A 16,286-nucleotide genomic window follows, 5' to 3' on the forward strand; every position below is an offset into this window, starting at 1 on the left:
ACATTGCAGTTTATTGCGCTTACATCGATTGGCATCGAAAATCTACTAGTCGAAGAACTTCAATCTTTCGAAATTAAAGTTACTAAGCAAAGCATTGGTTCGGTTCGCTTTGAAGCCGACAATCTTACCGCTCAGAAATTTTGTATGATGACGCGATACTCAACGCGCGTTATGTTATTAATTGATGAGCATGAAGATATTAAAAATAAAGATGACCTGTATAAGTTTGCTCGTTTCCAAGGCTGGCAAGAGTGGTTTGGCCCGTCACAAACCTTTGCTGTTGAGTTTAATGGCACGAATAAAGAATTAAAAAACACGCAGTTCTCGGGTTTGGTCATTAAAGATGCCGTTGTTGATTATTTCCAAGATCTTTATGAGCAACGTCCATCCGTAGATAAACAAGACGCAAATGTTCGAATTATTGCTAAGCTTAATAAGCAAAAAATTGCACTATATCTTGATTATTCAGGTCCAAGATTGTCTGACCGCGGCTATAGAACCAAACAGGGTAAAGCCCCAATTCGTGAACACCTAGCTGCAGCGCTTGTTACTCGAAGTGGCTGGCTGAATGACACCTCAAAGCCTTTGTTTGACCCTTGTTGCGGCTCTGGTACATTGTTAATTGAAGCCGCCAGTATGGCTTTAAACCTGCCTACAAACCTGCATAAGGCATTTGCTTTTAAGCGTCTACCGAGCTTTAGAGAAGCAAAGTTCAAAGAAATCCAAAAAGAACTTAAAGCGGAAAAAGTCGATTCTAAATTGTGGCTAATTGGTCACGATATTGATGGAAGAGTGTTAGACACAGCTAAGTCTAATGCAAACCGTGCAGGTGTTGGCGAACTAATCCAATTTAAAGAAGCGGATGCGGGCAAGTTGCAGTCTGTCGCAAAGCGCCCTGGTACAATTTTAAGTAACTTACCGTATGGTGAGCGCTTGGGTTCAATGGCTGAATTGATTAACCTATATCGTAATATGGGTGTGAGCTTCAAAAAGCATTATCGCGATTGGAACGCTGCATTGCTTGGTACTGACGATGAGTTATTTAGATTACTTAAGCTCGCGTCTAAAAAGCGTTACAAGTTTAAGAATGGTCCAATTGATGTCACCTTGTATATGTATGAGCTGAATGAAAAGCAAGTTGCTCAGAACCAACAAGCTTCAGAACTGCATTTTGAGCAGTCTCGTGCATTTGCTAACAGACTTAAAAAGAATAAGCAGGGCCTAAAAAGTTGGTTGAAAAAAGAGTCTGTTGAAGCTTATCGTTTGTATGATGCTGATATCCCTGAATATAACGTCGCCGTTGATGTATATGGCGACAACGCCGTTATTTTTGAATATGCTGCACCAAAAGAAATCAACGCCGACGTTGCGGATAAACGTTTACAAGATGTGATTTCTTTAACTGCCGAAACTCTCGATATTTCGCCGAGCAACTTAGCGGTAAAGGTACGTAAAAAACAGCGTGGTGATGAGCAATATACTTCATATGAGAAGCAAAATCGTTATCAAGTTATTGAAGAGTTCGGTGCAAAATTTAAAGTTAATTTGTATGACTATTTAGATACGGGTCTGTTTTTAGATCACCGTCTTGCACGTCGATTTATCCAACAAAACTCAAAAGACAAACGCGTTTTAAACCTGTTTGCTTATACGGGCTCTGCGTCAGTTCACGCAGCACTCGGCGGTGCAAAGTCGGTTACTACTGTTGATATGTCAAAAACTTACCTTAAATGGGCCGAAGAAAACTTTGCACTTAATAACCTTAAAAATCCACGTTTTAGATTCGAGCAAGCGGATTGTTTGAAATGGTTAGAACATGCTAAGGGTCAATACGATTTAATTTTCTTAGACCCGCCTACTTTTTCAAACTCCAAGAGAATGAAAAACGTGTTTGATGTTCAACGTGACCATATCCAATTATTAACTTGGGTGAAGAACATTCTAAGTCCTGATGGCGTGCTACTGTTCTCTAATAACAAGCGCGGTTTTAAAATGGATGAAGTTGCACTGATGGGATTGGGCTTGAAAGCTGAAAATATCTCAACGGAAACATTATCTCCAGACTTTAAACGCAATAAACAGATCCACAATAGCTGGCTTATTACACATGGCTAAAGTGGTTTTATATCACACTGATGGATGTCATTTATGTGAACAGGCACACGATTATGCTGTGTCTGTGCTTTCAAGCGGTGACATTCACCTTCAAGATATCTTGGATGATGAAAATTTGATGTCGCAATTTCAAACTTCTATTCCAGTAATTAAAAATATAAAAACAGGTAAATTGCTCTACTGGCCATTTACCCAACAACAAATTCAAGAGTTAATACAAGAAGATGGATTTAATTAGAATTGCTAAAGCACAACTTGCTTTTGGTTCTCATCCGCTACTAGACAATGCAGATGCCTTGATTGAAGCCGGTGAGCGAGTCTGTATTGTTGGTAGAAACGGTGCTGGTAAGTCAACCTTACTAAAAGTACTTGATGGGCAGGTGTTATTGGATGATGGTGAAATAAACCGTCTTACAGGTCTTAAAGTATCACGCCTTGAACAGGATCCACCAAAAGGGGCGCAGGGCAGCGTCTTTGATTACGTGGCTCAAGGTTTACCGGATGTCGCGAGTCTTTTAATTGAATATAACCATGTCAGCGAAGCGCTCCAAACAGACCAATCTAACAGTTTATTGAATAAGCTTGAGCGCTTATCTGCTGAAATTGAAGCAGCAGATGCGTGGCGCTTTGAAAGCCGAATTAATTTGGTTCTAAGCCAGCTTCAGTTGACCGCGCAAATGCGCCTTGAAAAGCTTTCAGGTGGTTGGCTGAGAAAGGTTGCGCTAGCCAAAGCGCTTGTCAGTGACCCAGACTTATTACTACTTGATGAACCGACTAACCACTTGGACATGGCAAGTGTGGAATGGTTAGAGTCATTTTTGAAAGATTTCAAAGGTGGCATCGTGTTTATTTCCCATGACCGTGCTTTTATTAGGGCTGTAGCGACACGTATTTTAGATTTAGATAGAGGCAAGCTGGTTTCTTACCCTGGTAATTATGCTAAGTATCTCGAGCAAAAAGCCCATGATTTAAAAGTCGAAGAGGCGCAAAACGCATTGTTTGATAAAAAGCTCGCTGAAGAAGAGACTTGGATAAGACAGGGGATCAAAGCGCGTAGAACACGTAATGAAGGTCGTGTTCGTGCGCTAAAAGCGCTACGTGTTGAGCGAAAGCAGCGAATTGAGCAAGTGGGTAAAGCGGACTTTAATATTGAATCTGCTGAGCGCTCAGGCAAGTTAGTATTTGAAGCAAGCTTTGTAAATCATGCATTTAAAGATAAGCCAATTGTGAAAGATTTTTCTACATTGGTTATGCGCGGTGATAGAGTCGGTTTAGTAGGCCCGAATGGCATTGGTAAAACAACGTTATTAAAGCTACTTTTTGGTAAATTATCAGCAGACAGTGGCAAGATTAAACAAGGTGTTAATTTAGAAGTTGCTTATTTTGATCAGTATCGAGAAAAACTTGATGAAGAAATGACTGTTCAAGATAACGTTGCTGAAGGTAAGCAAGAAGTATCTATTGGTGGTCGAAGCCGACATGTACTTGGCTATTTGCAAGACTTCTTATTTCCACCAGCACGTGCTCGTACCCCTGTTAAGGCGTTATCAGGTGGTGAGAAAAACCGACTGCTCTTAGCTAAGCTGTTTTTAAAGCCGTCAAATGTATTGGTGCTGGATGAGCCAACCAATGATTTGGATATTGAAACGTTAGAACTGTTAGAGGAAATCATTACTCAATATCAAGGCACAATATTAATTGTTAGCCATGATAGGGAGTTTATTGATAACACCTGTAATAGTGTTTGGGCTTTTGAAGGCGATGGTATTGTGACTGAGATTGTTGGTGGTTACAGCGATTTTGAGGCGTATCGGGATAATAAAGTTGCTCAACAAAAAGAACTTGAAAAACTAGACAAAGAAAAGTCTGCTGCCACATCCGCTAAACGCGATACAAGCAAAAACAAATCTAGTAAGCTCAGTTACAAATTAAAGCTTGAATTAGAGGCCTTGCCGGGTAAAGTAGAGGAACTTGAAACCGCGCTAGAAAATCAGCAAGAGTTAGTGAACTCGCCTGAATTTTTTAAACAAGAATCTGATGTAACACAACAAGCATTGAACCAACTGGCGGAATTGGAGTCCAAGCTCGAAGCCGCGTATGAACGTTGGGAAGAATTAGAAGCTTTACAGAATCAGCAGTAAGGATTGAAATGAAATATTCACTTTTAGCCGCCAGCATTGGTTTGTGCTTTTCAGGGCAGCTTTTTGCTGCAACATATCAATTGACTGAGTTACCATCGCATAGCTCTACAACAGACACTATCATTAATGATGCTAATGAATCTGGAGAAGTTGTTGGTAGGTCTTCTGGTCTGTTTAATATTAAGATTGATACCAGTTATATTGATTTTAACGATGACAGTATTACAAGTTCATACGATCAATTTAAAACAGCACGTGAGCGAATTGAAGACCCAATTAATTTTACATTAGACGACATAAAAAATAATAATGCGGCAGCGACTGATCCAGATGCGCATGAATTTATGCGTTCATATCTAAACACCCGCAGTGGTAATGGCGAATTTCAAAAAATTAACTCGGGTATTTCTGTCATATTTTCTGCGACTAGCGCCGATGAAAAAGTATTATTTGATGAGCAAAGAGAGTATACGGGTAATGAGCTGTCTCGTTCTGTTACCACCTATATCAGCGGTATTGCCTCTGATGGGGCGATGGTGGGATGGGGAACAGCGCCTTATTCTAAAAGAACTGACTTTGTAAAAGATGGAGAGTCAGATCCTACCGTATTTTTTGAGCGCGCATTTTCTTCTCGTGCCGTTTTCATTACCCCTGGTGGCGAACTAGTTGAGTTACCTCCAGCTTTTGTTGGCGAATATGGTGGATTCAGTACAGCGAACCATGTAGAAAAACTAGATGACGGTACTTATTTAGTTGTCGGTCAAACTTCTACAGATGTTGCGATAGATGGCCAACAGCGCTTTGATGATATTTGTAACGGTGATAGTAAGCCGGTAAATGTGTGTGTATGGGAACTTCAAAATGGTTCAATTTACTACAACCGTCACGCGTATCAGTGGAAGTTAGACGCAAACTTTAACCTTATTGAAGGTGAGTCTAAGCTTTTGGGCTTGGGTATTGTTCGTGAAGAAGATGAAGAACGTGTTCACCTTGGCACGGCAATCGCTGTGAACCAAGCCGGTTACGCGGTTGGTCATTCTCAGACTCGTAAAGACGACCGCTTTATCAGTCGCCAAAGAGCTGGGTATTATAAAGACGGCCAATTTGCGCAAATCATTGATCATGTAGAAGGTTATGAGTCTAGTCGAGGCGTTGATATTAATAATAATAATATCGTGGTGGGCTATCGATTTGATGAGCTGAATTCGTTTGAGCAAGTAAAAGGCTATTACTACGACATCAATAATAAGTCTTTCACTGAAATGACATCGTTCTTTAATAGCTCTGATTTGTACCCACGAGATATTAATGACGCGGGTATCATTGTAGGCCAGGCAGAGGTAACCAGTATTGGTGATACTCCGAGACGAGAAGCTTTTATCTATGATATTGCAACCTCTGAACTAAAAAATATAAATGACTTACTACCTTGTCCAAGTGACGATTTTAATTATCGTGTCGGTGATGCAGTTAAGATAACTGAAGATAATCGTATTTTTGCCGTGGCATCAAAGACGGTGAAGCGCAGAGACAATTTGGGCAATGTAACTAAAGACAGCTCAGGCAATGATGAGTATGAATCAGTAGCAGTGCCAGTACTATTGACGCCAATCAGTGGTGAGCCTGAACAGTGCCCAGTTGAAGAGGCGGAGACTTATGAACGCAGCTCGGCTTCTTTTGGCATATTTGGTCTTTTAGCTTTACCATTACTAATGCTAAGAAGACGAAGAAAATAAGCATAATAAAAAAGGGCCTTTAGGCCCTTTTTTATTATCGTTGAAAATGGTGTTATTGATTTCTTGCTTCCCAAGCTTTGTTCACGGAGCGTCGCCAAAGATAATCAATACCAAAAAAACCTATGATTGCAGCAATACATGCGCAAATTAATGAGCCAACGATAAAAGCTGGGCCTATTGTTGAGATACTTTGAGTTAACCATTCCCATGTAGGTTCGAAGTGAAAGGGCTGGAGCTCTTGACCTAGGGCAAATACACCGACAAGATATGAGCAGTAAAATATGGGTGGCATTGTTAGAGGATTAGTTATCCATACCAGTGCGATAGATAAAGGTAAGTTTACTCGAAAAGGAATTGCGAGAGCTGCCGCGAGTACCATTTGAAAAGGGACAGGGATGAACGCAAAAAAAAGTCCAACTGAAAATGCACCTCTTGCTGAGCGTCGGTTAAGATGCCACAGATTTGCATCATGCAATAAACTTCCAAAAATTCTTAACGATTTTTGTTCTTTGATCTTATTGTGATCGGGTAAAAAGCGTTGGATCGTTTTTTTCGCCATATAGAGCAACCATCTACTTCAGTTTTGATTTGCTGCGGCATCATTTTCGGGTGTGCAATATCCGTGTTTTTCATGGATACATGGCAATTACCCGTCAGTTTTGCCTTGCTCGTTTTTGTTAGTAGCTATTTTAAGCTTTTTTCGAACGTTTTGGCAGGTTTTATTTTAGGTATTTTTGTTACAAACTTGAATTACTATATGTTCTATCAGATTTCATGGCAGAATTTAGTCATTGAAAAACCAGTTAAAATTGTTGCAACAGTGTCTCAATTTATCAAATCTGGTGAGCGCCCATATATCCAAGTAAAGATTGAATCCATTGATACCTTTCAAGTAAGTGTATGGCAAACGGTAAACGCAAATTTGTCTGTTGGTAAGCATAGTATGCCATTGCGAGAAGGGGACAAAATAGCAGGGATTGCAAAGTTAAAAGCATTTCGTTCAAGAAAAAACTTCCATACGTTTGATAGCGAGCTATTTGCTTTTCAAAATCATATTTATTTTAAAGGTAAGGTAGAGATTGAACGACATGATAGAAAAGAGCGAGCTTGGCAAACTAGCTACAGGCACTATATTTCAAGTGTTTTTCAAAAATATGAGCTGAGTTGGCTATATTACACATTGCTGACTGGTGATAAAACCAAAACCCCCAAAATAGATAAAGAACACTTTCGTATGCTGGGCTTGAGTCATTTACTCGCCATTTCTGGACTGCATATAGCAATTTTCTTTTCATTAAGCTTTATACTTTTAAAAGTTCTATTAATACCAGTGCAAAGCTTCCTAAAACAAGATGCTAATATCCACACCTTTGGGGTTTTATGTGCGCTTATAAGTGCCGGACTGTATGTTACGGTGAGTGGCATGCAAATATCAGCACAGCGCGCTTGGTTAATGGCATTGATAGGCGTGGTTTGTTACTTATTAGGAACTCGTATTAGTTTTTTTCGGCTTATTTTGTACGCGCTCACAGTTATTATCTTAGCTTCTCCATTTTCATTATTAAACATGGGATTGTATTTTTCATTTGTGGCTGTGAGTTGCATCCTTTGGTTTGTTTCAAAACAAAATAGGGCGGCTGGAGAGCCTTTGAAGTGGCTCGATAAATTAGTCTGGCTAATAAAGGTACAGCTACTTATATTTGTGTTCTTATTCCCACTGACAATATTTGCGTTTCAAGGCGTTAGTATTAGTGGTTTAGCATTAAACATTGTGGTGATCCCATTGCTGTCTTGTGTGATTTTTCCGGCAATTTTATTGCAGTCTGCAATTTTTCACGTATTTGATGTGAGTGCTATTTCATTGTTGGATACTTGGCTCTTTGAGGCTTACAGGTGGTTGTTGAATTTAAATTTTCACTGGCTAGATATTGCGCCAATCACCGTTCGCCAATTGTTCGCAATTATGCTCATTATTGTGTTGTTGTCTAATCCGTTAACGCGTTTTTATTCATTAATTCCAATAATTGCAACTTCGCTTCATTGGTGGCTGAGCCCTAAACCACATTGGCAAATCAATATTTTTGACGTCGGACATGGCAGCGCAGTGTTGGTTGAGCACAACGGTAAAGGCTTTTTGTATGATTTGGGGGCTAGTTACTTTGGCACGTATTCTATGTTCAAACATGTTGTGGTGCCTTATATCAAAGCGAATAATATTGAGCTCATATATACCATTGTGAGTCATGATGATGGCGACCATGCTGGAGGGTTAAAAGATTTAAATTTTCTTGGTTATAGGGACACGCTACGTGCTTTTCATAGAGAGGAATATTCGCAGCCTTGTTTACTAAAAGCGATTGAGTTAGGCAGTTTGACTATTCAGTCGATTTGGCCTGGGCAGCTACAGGGCAATGATAATAACAGCTCATGCGTTGTTATGGTGAGCGATGGCGAATTTAAACTTTTGCTCCCAGGTGATATTGAAACGGACATTGAATCGCAAATAGTTGCTCAATATGAAGCGCATCTAAACGCCTCATTTCTACTTGCTCCACACCATGGCAGTCGCACATCTTCCAGTGCCCAATTTATTGAGCAAGTAGACGCAGAATTAGCCATATTTTCTCGCAGCTATAATACGCCTTGGCGTCTGCCTCATTCAGATGTTGTAAGGCGTTATCACCATTTTGGATATAAAACATACGACACGGCATTAGATGGCCAAGTTCAGATCCGTATTTTTAAACAGCACTTTGAAGTTTACACCGCTAGAAACGCGAAAAATCTATGGTTTTTAAGATAATGCATTCAGTTTTTGCTTGATGGGAGATACAATAAGGGGGTTTTGAAGTTTTAGAGTAACACTATGCAACAGTCTGGAAAGCAAATATATAAAAGGCTTTTGACTTACACCTATGAATTTAAAGCAGCGTCGTTGTTTGCGATAATTGGCATGCTAGGTTATGCCGCTATGGATGCGCTGTTTATTCAGTTAATGAAACCATTTATGGACGATGGTCTCACGCAAGGTAATCAAGAAGTACTCGCAATGGCTCCTATTGTGGTCATTTTATTGGTCTTAGGGCGCGGTATCTTTAATTATATGTCTTCATATTGTTTAAGTTATGTAGGCTCTCAAGTCGTAAGAAAGCTAAGACAACAACTGTATGAGCATATGTTATTTATGCCTGTTTCTTTTCACGACAAGCACTCTAATGGTGAACTGGTCTCAAAAATCACATTCGATACAGAGCAGGTTCAGCAGGCGGTTACACGTGCACTTCAAGTTGCTATCCGCGAAGGGGCATTTGTAGTCTTTTTATTATGGGGCATGTTCGCAATTAGCTGGAAGTTATCACTTTTATTTCTAATTATTGTGCCATTTGTCGCCATTGTGGTCAGTATAGTTTCTAAACGTTTCAGAAAGATTTCAAAAAATATACAAGATGCTATGGGCGCAGTGACTAGAGGCTCGGAGCAAATGCTGTCTGGTCACAAAGAAATCCATGGATTCGGCGGTCAGGAAAAAGAAATTACACATTTTGCGAAAGTGAATAATCATAACCGTCAGCAGCGGGTTAAAATGGATGCGACAAGGGCGCTCAGTGTTTCAGTCATTCAACTGATTGCGGCCAGTGCCATGGCTGTTGTTTTGGCGATTATCGCAATGCCAGATGTGCATGAGTCTTTAACACCAGGTGTTGTTGCGTCTTTGATTACGGCTATGGTTATGATGCTTCGTCCTTTGAAGCAGCTTGCAAACGTAAACAGTGATTTTCAAAGGGGCATTGCTGCTGCGAAAAGTATCTTTGATGTACTCGATGAAGAAAAAGAAAAGGATACTGGCACGCACTCTGTTGATAGTGTTACGGGCGCAATTTCCGTAAAGGGTGTAACTTTCACCTATCCTACAAAAGATGAACCAGTCATCAAAGACCTTTCGATTGAGATCCCTGCGGGCAAGAGTATCGCATTAGTGGGCCGCAGTGGCTCTGGTAAGTCGACATTGTCTAGTTTATTACCGAGATTTTATGAATTGGATAGCGGTGCTATTACATTAGATGGTGTAGATTTAAGTGAATACACTTTAGCCAGCCTTAGAAATCAATTTGCGCTTGTTTCTCAGCATGTCACTTTGTTCAATGACACGATTGCAAATAACATTATGTACGGTTTGGATGAAAAGCTCAGTGAAGCGGAATTAATTGACGTTGCTAAGAAAGCCCATGTTTGGGAATTTGTTAAAGATTTACCTGAAGGTTTAAACACTGAAGTCGGTGAGAATGGTGTCATGCTTTCTGGCGGTCAAAGGCAGCGTATAGCGATAGCACGTGCGATTGTGAAAGATGCGCCTGTATTAATATTAGACGAGGCTACTTCGGCATTAGACACAGAGTCTGAGCGATTGATCCAAGAGGAGCTTGATAAGCTGATGGTTAATAAGACCTCGATAGTCATTGCACACCGCCTATCAACGATAGAAAAGTCTGATCAAATTTATGTACTCGATAAAGGTCGAGTGCTTGAACAAGGGAAACACGACGAGTTGCTAGCCAACGATGGAGCGTACTCTGCACTTTGCAAGATGCAATATGGTGAATAACAATGAACAAAGTGGAACAAAGTTGGTATAAACCAATTAGTCTTATCAATATTGTTTTATTGCCACTAAGCGGACTTTTTTGGTTAGTAAGCTCAATAAGAAGGTTGATGTTTCGTATTGGCATAAAGTCATCATACAAGGCATCTGTGCCAGTTATGATTGTAGGTAACATTGGTATTGGCGGTAACGGTAAAACACCATTTGTACTGTGGCTTGTGCCTTATTTACAATCACTTGGTTTGAAAGTCGCCGTGATCAGTCGTGGATATGGTGCCAAGCCGCCACACACACCATACAAAGTAAGTGATGACAGTACCGCAGAGTTGGCGGGAGATGAGCCGTTATTAATTTATAAACGATTAGGCTGTGATGTGGTTATCGGTGGTGACCGAAAAGCAAGTATCGAACATTTAATCGCGCACAATGAACCTGACATCATTGTCAGTGATGATGGGCTTCAACATTATCAGCTTGATAGAGATATTGAGATTTGCATCGTTGACAACGAGCGTCGTTTTGGCAATGGGTTACTTTTACCTGCTGGGCCACTGAGAGAAACGCCCAAGCGCTTAAAATCAGTTGACCTTACCGTGTTTAATGGTTCCATCAAAGAGGACGGTTATTCACTTAATACAACAGGTATTTACAGTGTGAAAACGGGGGCACGGGTTACACAATTTGAGCCGAAAGGTATCGCCGTAAGTGCGATTGGTAACCCATCTCGCTTTGAGAAGTCGCTCAGTGCAAATGGGGTGACAATCACACAAAGTAAACACTTTGCAGATCATCATATGTTTACCGAAGAAGATTTTGAGATCTACAACAAAAGCAACATATTTATGACAGAAAAAGACGCAGTAAAATGCCAGTCTTATGCGAAAGACAATTGGTATTTTTTACGCGTAGATGCTGTTCCGTCAGAAGGGCTTGTTAACAAGCTTCACAACTTATTAGATAGAAAGGGGATTATTACCCATGGCGTTTGATACTAAATTACTTGAAATTATTGCGTGCCCAGTATGCAAAGGCAAATTAGCATATGATAAAGATAACAAAGAGCTTATCAGCACAGCAGCAAAGCTTGCCTATCCAGTAAGAGATGATATTCCTGTTTTGTTAGAAAATGAGGCAAGAGAATTATCTCTTGAAGAGGTAGAAAAGTGGAATTCATAGTTGTCATACCTGCAAGGTATGCATCAACACGCTTGCCAGGTAAGCCACTGGTGAATATCTGCGGTAAATCAATGATCCAAAGAGTCTTTGAACAAGCGCAAAAATCAGGTGCAAAAGCAGTTTATATCGCGACGGATCACCAGCTGGTTTTTGATGAAGCAAAGTGTTTTACTGATAACGTATTGATGACCCGTGAAGATCACCAGTCTGGTACTGAACGCTTAGCTGAGGTTGTTGAGTTACTCAACTTGGATGACGATACATTAATAGTGAATGTGCAGGGGGATGAGCCTCTGCTTGAGCCAGAAAATATCTCTCAAGTAGCAGAGTTACTGTTTAACTCTTCTGCACCTATGGCAACATTGAGCGTTGACATTGAAGATGTGGAAGAAGTGCTTAATCCGAATGCTGTAAAAGTAGTTAGCGATATTAAGAATAATGCGCTGTATTTTTCTCGCTCACCGATCCCGTTTCAGCGTGACAGCATGATGTCTATGGATAAAGATAGCATTCCACTTGCACACTTTAAGCGTCATGTGGGGATTTATGCTTATCGCGCTGGGTTTATAAAAACCTATCTGGATTTGAGTGTGTCGCCGCTGGAAGTGCAAGAGTCTTTAGAGCAACTTCGAGTACTCTATCATGGCCACTCAATCAAAGTGACCAAAGCGTGTAAACCTGTACATGCAGGCGTTGACACACCTGAAGACTTGAATCGAGTGATTGAGTTTTTAAATGGCTGATATCAAAGTCATTGCGCAGCATGAAGATTTTGTTGTTGCTTACAAGCCGTGTGGCTTGAGTTTTCATAGCGAAGAGCAAACAGGGTTTGTCGCTTTGCTGGAGCAACAGTTGGAGATAAGTTTATTTCCAGTGCACAGATTAGATAAGGTCACATCTGGCTTATTGGTGTTGGCAAAATCTAGTCAAGCTGCAGCTAAACTGACAGAGCTGTTCACAAGTCGCGAGGTAGATAAATATTATCTCGCGCTGATTTCAGATAAGCCAAAGAAAAAACAAGGGTGGATAAAAGGCGATATGGCCAAGTCTCGGCGTGGCACATATAAACTTTTAAAAAGCCAAGAAAACCCAGCGATAACTCGATTTTATTCTACCAGCATTGAGCCTGGTCTACGAGCTTGTTTACTGAAGCCGTACAGTGGCAAGACTCATCAATTACGAGTTGCCTTGAAAAGCCTGTCGGCACCCATTTTAGGTGATGATAGCTACGGAGGTAAACAGTCAGATAGAGTGTATTTACACGCTTACTATCTCTCGTTTAATTGGAATGATGAGCGTGTGGCTTTTAGTATCGAGCCTGAAGAAGGCAGTAAATTCATGCAATTAATTGAGCATGAGGTATTTTTATCATGGCGTCAGCCTGAGCAGTTAGAGTGGTAATATGACAGATCAAGATACATCACTTCGATTTGGTGGCATAGGTAGATTGTATGGCGAGCAACAATTAGCGTGGTTAAGCGACGCGCATTTTTGCGTTATAGGTATCGGTGGTGTGGGCAGTTGGGCTGCTGAAGCATTAGCAAGAACTGGTATCGGACATATTACGCTGATCGATCTTGACGATATTTGTGTGACGAATATCAACCGTCAATTACACGCAGTGACGCAAACAGTGGGTGAAATTAAAGCTGAGGCAATGAAGTCTCGTCTTGAAAGCATCAATCCAAATTGTCAGGTCACGGTAATAGACGACTTTATCACGCAAGAAAATATCAAAGAGTATATTCAAGGCTTTGATTATGTGATTGACTGCATTGATGCTGTTAAAGAGAAAGCCGCATTGATAGCGCATTGTAAGCGTAACAAAATCCCTGTCATCACAACTGGCGGGGCAGGCGGTCAAACGGACCCAAGTCAGATTAGTTTTGGGGATGTTGCTAAAACAACTCATGACCCGCTACTTGCAAAAGTACGATATTTACTGCGCAAGCAATATAACTTTACCACTAATCCGAAGCGCAAATTTGCCGTGGATTGCGTGTATTCTACAGAACAACTTGTATACCCAACAGAGGGTGGCGAAGTTTGCAAAGCGAAACAACAAGCTGATGGCAGTAAAAATATGGATTGCGCGACAGGCTTTGGCTCAGCAACCATGGTGACTGGCAGTTTTGGCTTTTTTGCTGCAGCAAAATCTATTCGAAAGTACTTAGATAAAAAAGCACGAGCAAGTGAGTAGCTCCAATTACTGGAGCATATTTACCTGTTGTTGAATACGTTCAACAATCGCTTTGACACCATTGCCTCTCGATGGGCTTAAATGTTTAATTAGGCCCATTTCTTCAAACAGCTGATAAGCGTCTATGTCTTTTGCTTCATTTGGTAATGTATGATTGTAACAGGCCAGAATAATCGCCAATAACCCTTTTACGATACGCGTATCTGAGTCAGCAATAAGCACAAGGCGTTGCTGAGACTCGTCTAGGTCAATGTGCAGCCATACGTTGCTTTCGCAGCCTTTTACAAGTGCTTCAGAGGTTTTCAATGGCTCTGGCAGACTTGGCAGTTTTTTACCAAGTAACATGATCTCACGGTATTTTGCTTGCCAGCCAGATAAACTGTTTAGCTTTTCTTGGATTTGAATGATATCCATTATTCTATTCTTCCAACATCTCAATGGTTTCTATAAGTGCACTGATAAAAGTGTCTATGTCTTGTTGATTATTATAAAACGCAAGGCTTACGCGAATTGTGCCGGGAATATCTAAATGTGCCATTAAAGGCTGTGTGCAGTGATGGCCACTTCTTACTGCGACGCCGTAGGTATTTAGTAGGGTAGCGATGTCAAAGTGATGCTCGTCTTTGTATGTAAAACTGACAACACCAATATTATGTGTTGTGTCGCCCCACATTTTAATGCCTGCTATTTTTTGCAGGTTTGATACCAGATATTGATACAAAGTATGCTCATGCTCAATCAATGCATTCCGTTCAATATTATTGAGATAATCAAGTGCCGCTCCAAATCCGAGAACACCGCTTATATTAGGTGTACCAGGTTCAAACTTTTCAGGTGCTTGTCTAAACGTTGTGCCTGAGAAGCTAACAGTGTCGATCATTTCGCCACCGGTCTGGTAAACAGGGAGGCTATTGAGCAGTTCAAAACGACCGAATAGACCACCAAGACCCGTTGGCCCAAGCGCTTTATGTGCTGAAAACACAAAAAAATCACAACCAAGTTGTGTTAAGTCTGGCTTTAAATGCATAAATGACTGGGCACCATCAACGACAGTGATTGTTGAATAGGCTTTTGAGGCCTCAATCAATGATTTGACGTCATGAATATTGCCCAGCGCATTTGAGGCATGGCAAATACTTAAAATCGTCGGTTTAAGCTCGTGTATGAGTTCAATTGACGCCGTATGGTCTAGCACCCCATCTTTTGAGGCGGGTAAAACAACGATTTTAGCACCTGTTCTGGCAGCTGCTTGTTGCCAAGGTACAATATTGGCATGATGCTCAAAAGGGGAGAGCGCTATTACATCATCTTGAGCTAACTTTTCTGATAGACCATGGGCGATTAAATTAAGAGAGTCGGTTGCGCCTTTAGTCCACACTATTTCGTTTCTTTGAACATTTAAGTATTGAGCAAGTTTGTCGCGAACTGCTTCATATTTTGTGGTTGCATCAGCGCTAAGCGTGTGTGCGCCGCGGTGTACATTGGCATTCTCGAGCTGATAAAAATGGCTTACTGCATCAATTACACTTTGTGGCTTTTGTGTTGTGGCGGCAGAATCAAAATAACAAAGTGGCTGCTCATCCACTAATTGGTGTAATAAAGGAAAGTCTTTACGAAGTTGCTCAATCAAGATAGTTGCTCATTAAGAACCGGAAACCGCCGAATTTTACCTAATTGAAATTCCCTTGCAAGTATGAACAATTAAATCAGTAGGGTAAATTTAAAAAGGCAGCTTGTTGCTGCCTTAATTGTGCTTTTAGTGCTCAACCTTTGGAGGGAAGTTGGCGAGAATATCTTTGACGGTATTATTAACAGACTCGGTGCGTTTTTCAGGCGACTGTTTTTTACGTAAGCGACCTTCTTTTGCGCCACGCCAAACTAGTTGATTTGACGCACTGTCGATAATATCAATGACCAAAGTACCGACTTCATATTCGCGCGCTTGCGTTTGTGTATGCCAGCCAACACCCCAATAGTTCCAGCGTGCAGAGTAGCTGGTATTAAAAGTGTCTACGTCAAGCTTTGTATCTACTGCCGCGTGGAAGTTTACCATTACATCCGCTTTAGTGCCTTCAACAAGGGTGATACCGTGCTGTGTCATCTCAGTAATAATTGCGTTGCGTACGCGCTTTTCCATCAGCTCACTGATTTGATAATTGTCTGCACCTTTATCAAAATTGGCAGTGTCAGGAGACCAGGAAAAGGTTTTGTAATTGGCAAACTCAACAGATTTATCATAATCCCAATCTGGTGTGTTAGAACAAGCACTTAAAACAATTAAACTTAGCGCTACAAGCAGGTTACGAGTCATTTTTTAC

15 protein-coding genes are annotated in these 16,286 nt (G+C 40.8%); 11 read left to right on the plus strand and 4 right to left on the minus strand.

Translation table 11 applies throughout. The features are described 5' to 3' along the window. Positions 1–3: 3 nt before the first annotated feature. Genes rlmKL through N477_RS08160 form a run of 4 tightly spaced genes read left to right on the plus strand, consistent with a single transcriptional unit; the run spans position 4 to position 5,992 of the window. Positions 4–2,115: a bifunctional 23S rRNA (guanine(2069)-N(7))-methyltransferase RlmK/23S rRNA (guanine(2445)-N(2))-methyltransferase RlmL gene (rlmKL, locus tag N477_RS08145; RefSeq protein ID WP_063360847.1), complete on the plus strand. Its 2,112-nt coding sequence runs from the start codon at positions 4–6 to the stop codon at positions 2,113–2,115. Continuing rightward, positions 2,108–2,353: a glutaredoxin family protein gene (locus N477_RS08150; protein WP_063360846.1), complete on the plus strand. Its 246-nt coding sequence runs from the start codon at positions 2,108–2,110 to the stop codon at positions 2,351–2,353. The genes rlmKL and N477_RS08150 overlap by 8 nt, the downstream gene beginning before the upstream one ends. Next, complete coding sequence (locus N477_RS08155; protein ID WP_063360845.1) at positions 2,340–4,256, plus strand: ABC transporter ATP-binding protein; 1,917 nt, start codon at positions 2,340–2,342, stop codon at positions 4,254–4,256. The genes N477_RS08150 and N477_RS08155 overlap by 14 nt, the downstream gene beginning before the upstream one ends. An 8-nt stretch (positions 4,257–4,264) precedes the next feature. Further along, positions 4,265–5,992: a DUF3466 family protein gene (locus tag N477_RS08160; protein WP_063360844.1), complete on the plus strand. Its 1,728-nt coding sequence runs from the start codon at positions 4,265–4,267 to the stop codon at positions 5,990–5,992. 52 nt (positions 5,993–6,044) lie between these two features. On the opposite strand, the gene N477_RS08165 is transcribed toward N477_RS08160, so the two are convergent. Then, positions 6,045–6,551 (minus strand): DUF2062 domain-containing protein, encoded by a 507-nt coding sequence (locus N477_RS08165; protein WP_063360843.1) that lies wholly within the window; start codon positions 6,549–6,551, stop codon positions 6,045–6,047. 72 nt (positions 6,552–6,623) lie between these two features. Between N477_RS08165 and N477_RS08170 the strand changes: the two genes are divergently transcribed. From N477_RS08170 to tcdA, 7 genes are all read left to right on the plus strand, one after another. Continuing rightward, a complete protein-coding gene (locus N477_RS08170) occupies positions 6,624–8,795 on the plus strand; it encodes a DNA internalization-related competence protein ComEC/Rec2 (protein ID WP_063360842.1) in 2,172 nt (723 codons plus the stop codon). Between the two features lie 63 nt (positions 8,796–8,858). Further along, positions 8,859–10,595: a lipid A export permease/ATP-binding protein MsbA gene (msbA, locus tag N477_RS08175; protein ID WP_063360841.1), complete on the plus strand. Its 1,737-nt coding sequence runs from the start codon at positions 8,859–8,861 to the stop codon at positions 10,593–10,595. A 2-nt stretch (positions 10,596–10,597) separates the two neighbouring features. Next, complete coding sequence (lpxK, locus tag N477_RS08180; RefSeq protein WP_063360840.1) at positions 10,598–11,581, plus strand: tetraacyldisaccharide 4'-kinase; 984 nt, start codon at positions 10,598–10,600, stop codon at positions 11,579–11,581. Further along, positions 11,571–11,768, plus strand: a complete 198-nt coding sequence (locus tag N477_RS08185; protein WP_046355029.1) for a Trm112 family protein — start codon at positions 11,571–11,573, stop codon at positions 11,766–11,768. The genes lpxK and N477_RS08185 overlap by 11 nt, the downstream gene beginning before the upstream one ends. Further along, positions 11,756–12,511: a 3-deoxy-manno-octulosonate cytidylyltransferase gene (kdsB, locus tag N477_RS08190; RefSeq protein ID WP_063360839.1), complete on the plus strand. Its 756-nt coding sequence runs from the start codon at positions 11,756–11,758 to the stop codon at positions 12,509–12,511. Before N477_RS08185 ends, kdsB begins: the two co-directional genes overlap by 13 nt. Continuing rightward, complete coding sequence (locus N477_RS08195; protein ID WP_063360838.1) at positions 12,504–13,169, plus strand: TIGR01621 family pseudouridine synthase; 666 nt, start codon at positions 12,504–12,506, stop codon at positions 13,167–13,169. Before kdsB ends, N477_RS08195 begins: the two co-directional genes overlap by 8 nt. A gap of 1 nt (position 13,170) precedes the next feature. Beyond that, positions 13,171–13,968, plus strand: coding sequence for a tRNA cyclic N6-threonylcarbamoyladenosine(37) synthase TcdA (tcdA, locus tag N477_RS08200; protein ID WP_063360837.1), 798 nt, complete (start codon positions 13,171–13,173; stop codon positions 13,966–13,968). A 6-nt stretch (positions 13,969–13,974) separates the two neighbouring features. Here the strand turns inward: tcdA and N477_RS08205 are convergent, their stop codons facing one another. From N477_RS08205 to N477_RS08215, 3 genes are all read right to left on the minus strand, one after another. Then, positions 13,975–14,382: a SufE family protein gene (locus N477_RS08205; protein WP_063360836.1), complete on the minus strand. Its 408-nt coding sequence runs from the start codon at positions 14,380–14,382 to the stop codon at positions 13,975–13,977. 4 nt (positions 14,383–14,386) lie between these two features. Beyond that, positions 14,387–15,598 (minus strand): aminotransferase class V-fold PLP-dependent enzyme, encoded by a 1,212-nt coding sequence (locus N477_RS08210; protein WP_231098061.1) that lies wholly within the window; start codon positions 15,596–15,598, stop codon positions 14,387–14,389. A gap of 126 nt (positions 15,599–15,724) precedes the next feature. Then, positions 15,725–16,279, minus strand: a complete 555-nt coding sequence (locus N477_RS08215; protein WP_063360834.1) for a DUF4136 domain-containing protein — start codon at positions 16,277–16,279, stop codon at positions 15,725–15,727. Positions 16,280–16,286 lie beyond the last annotated feature (7 nt).

Source organism: Pseudoalteromonas luteoviolacea H33-S (assembly GCF_001625695.1).
GTDB lineage: Bacteria > Pseudomonadota > Gammaproteobacteria > Enterobacterales > Alteromonadaceae > Pseudoalteromonas > Pseudoalteromonas luteoviolacea_B.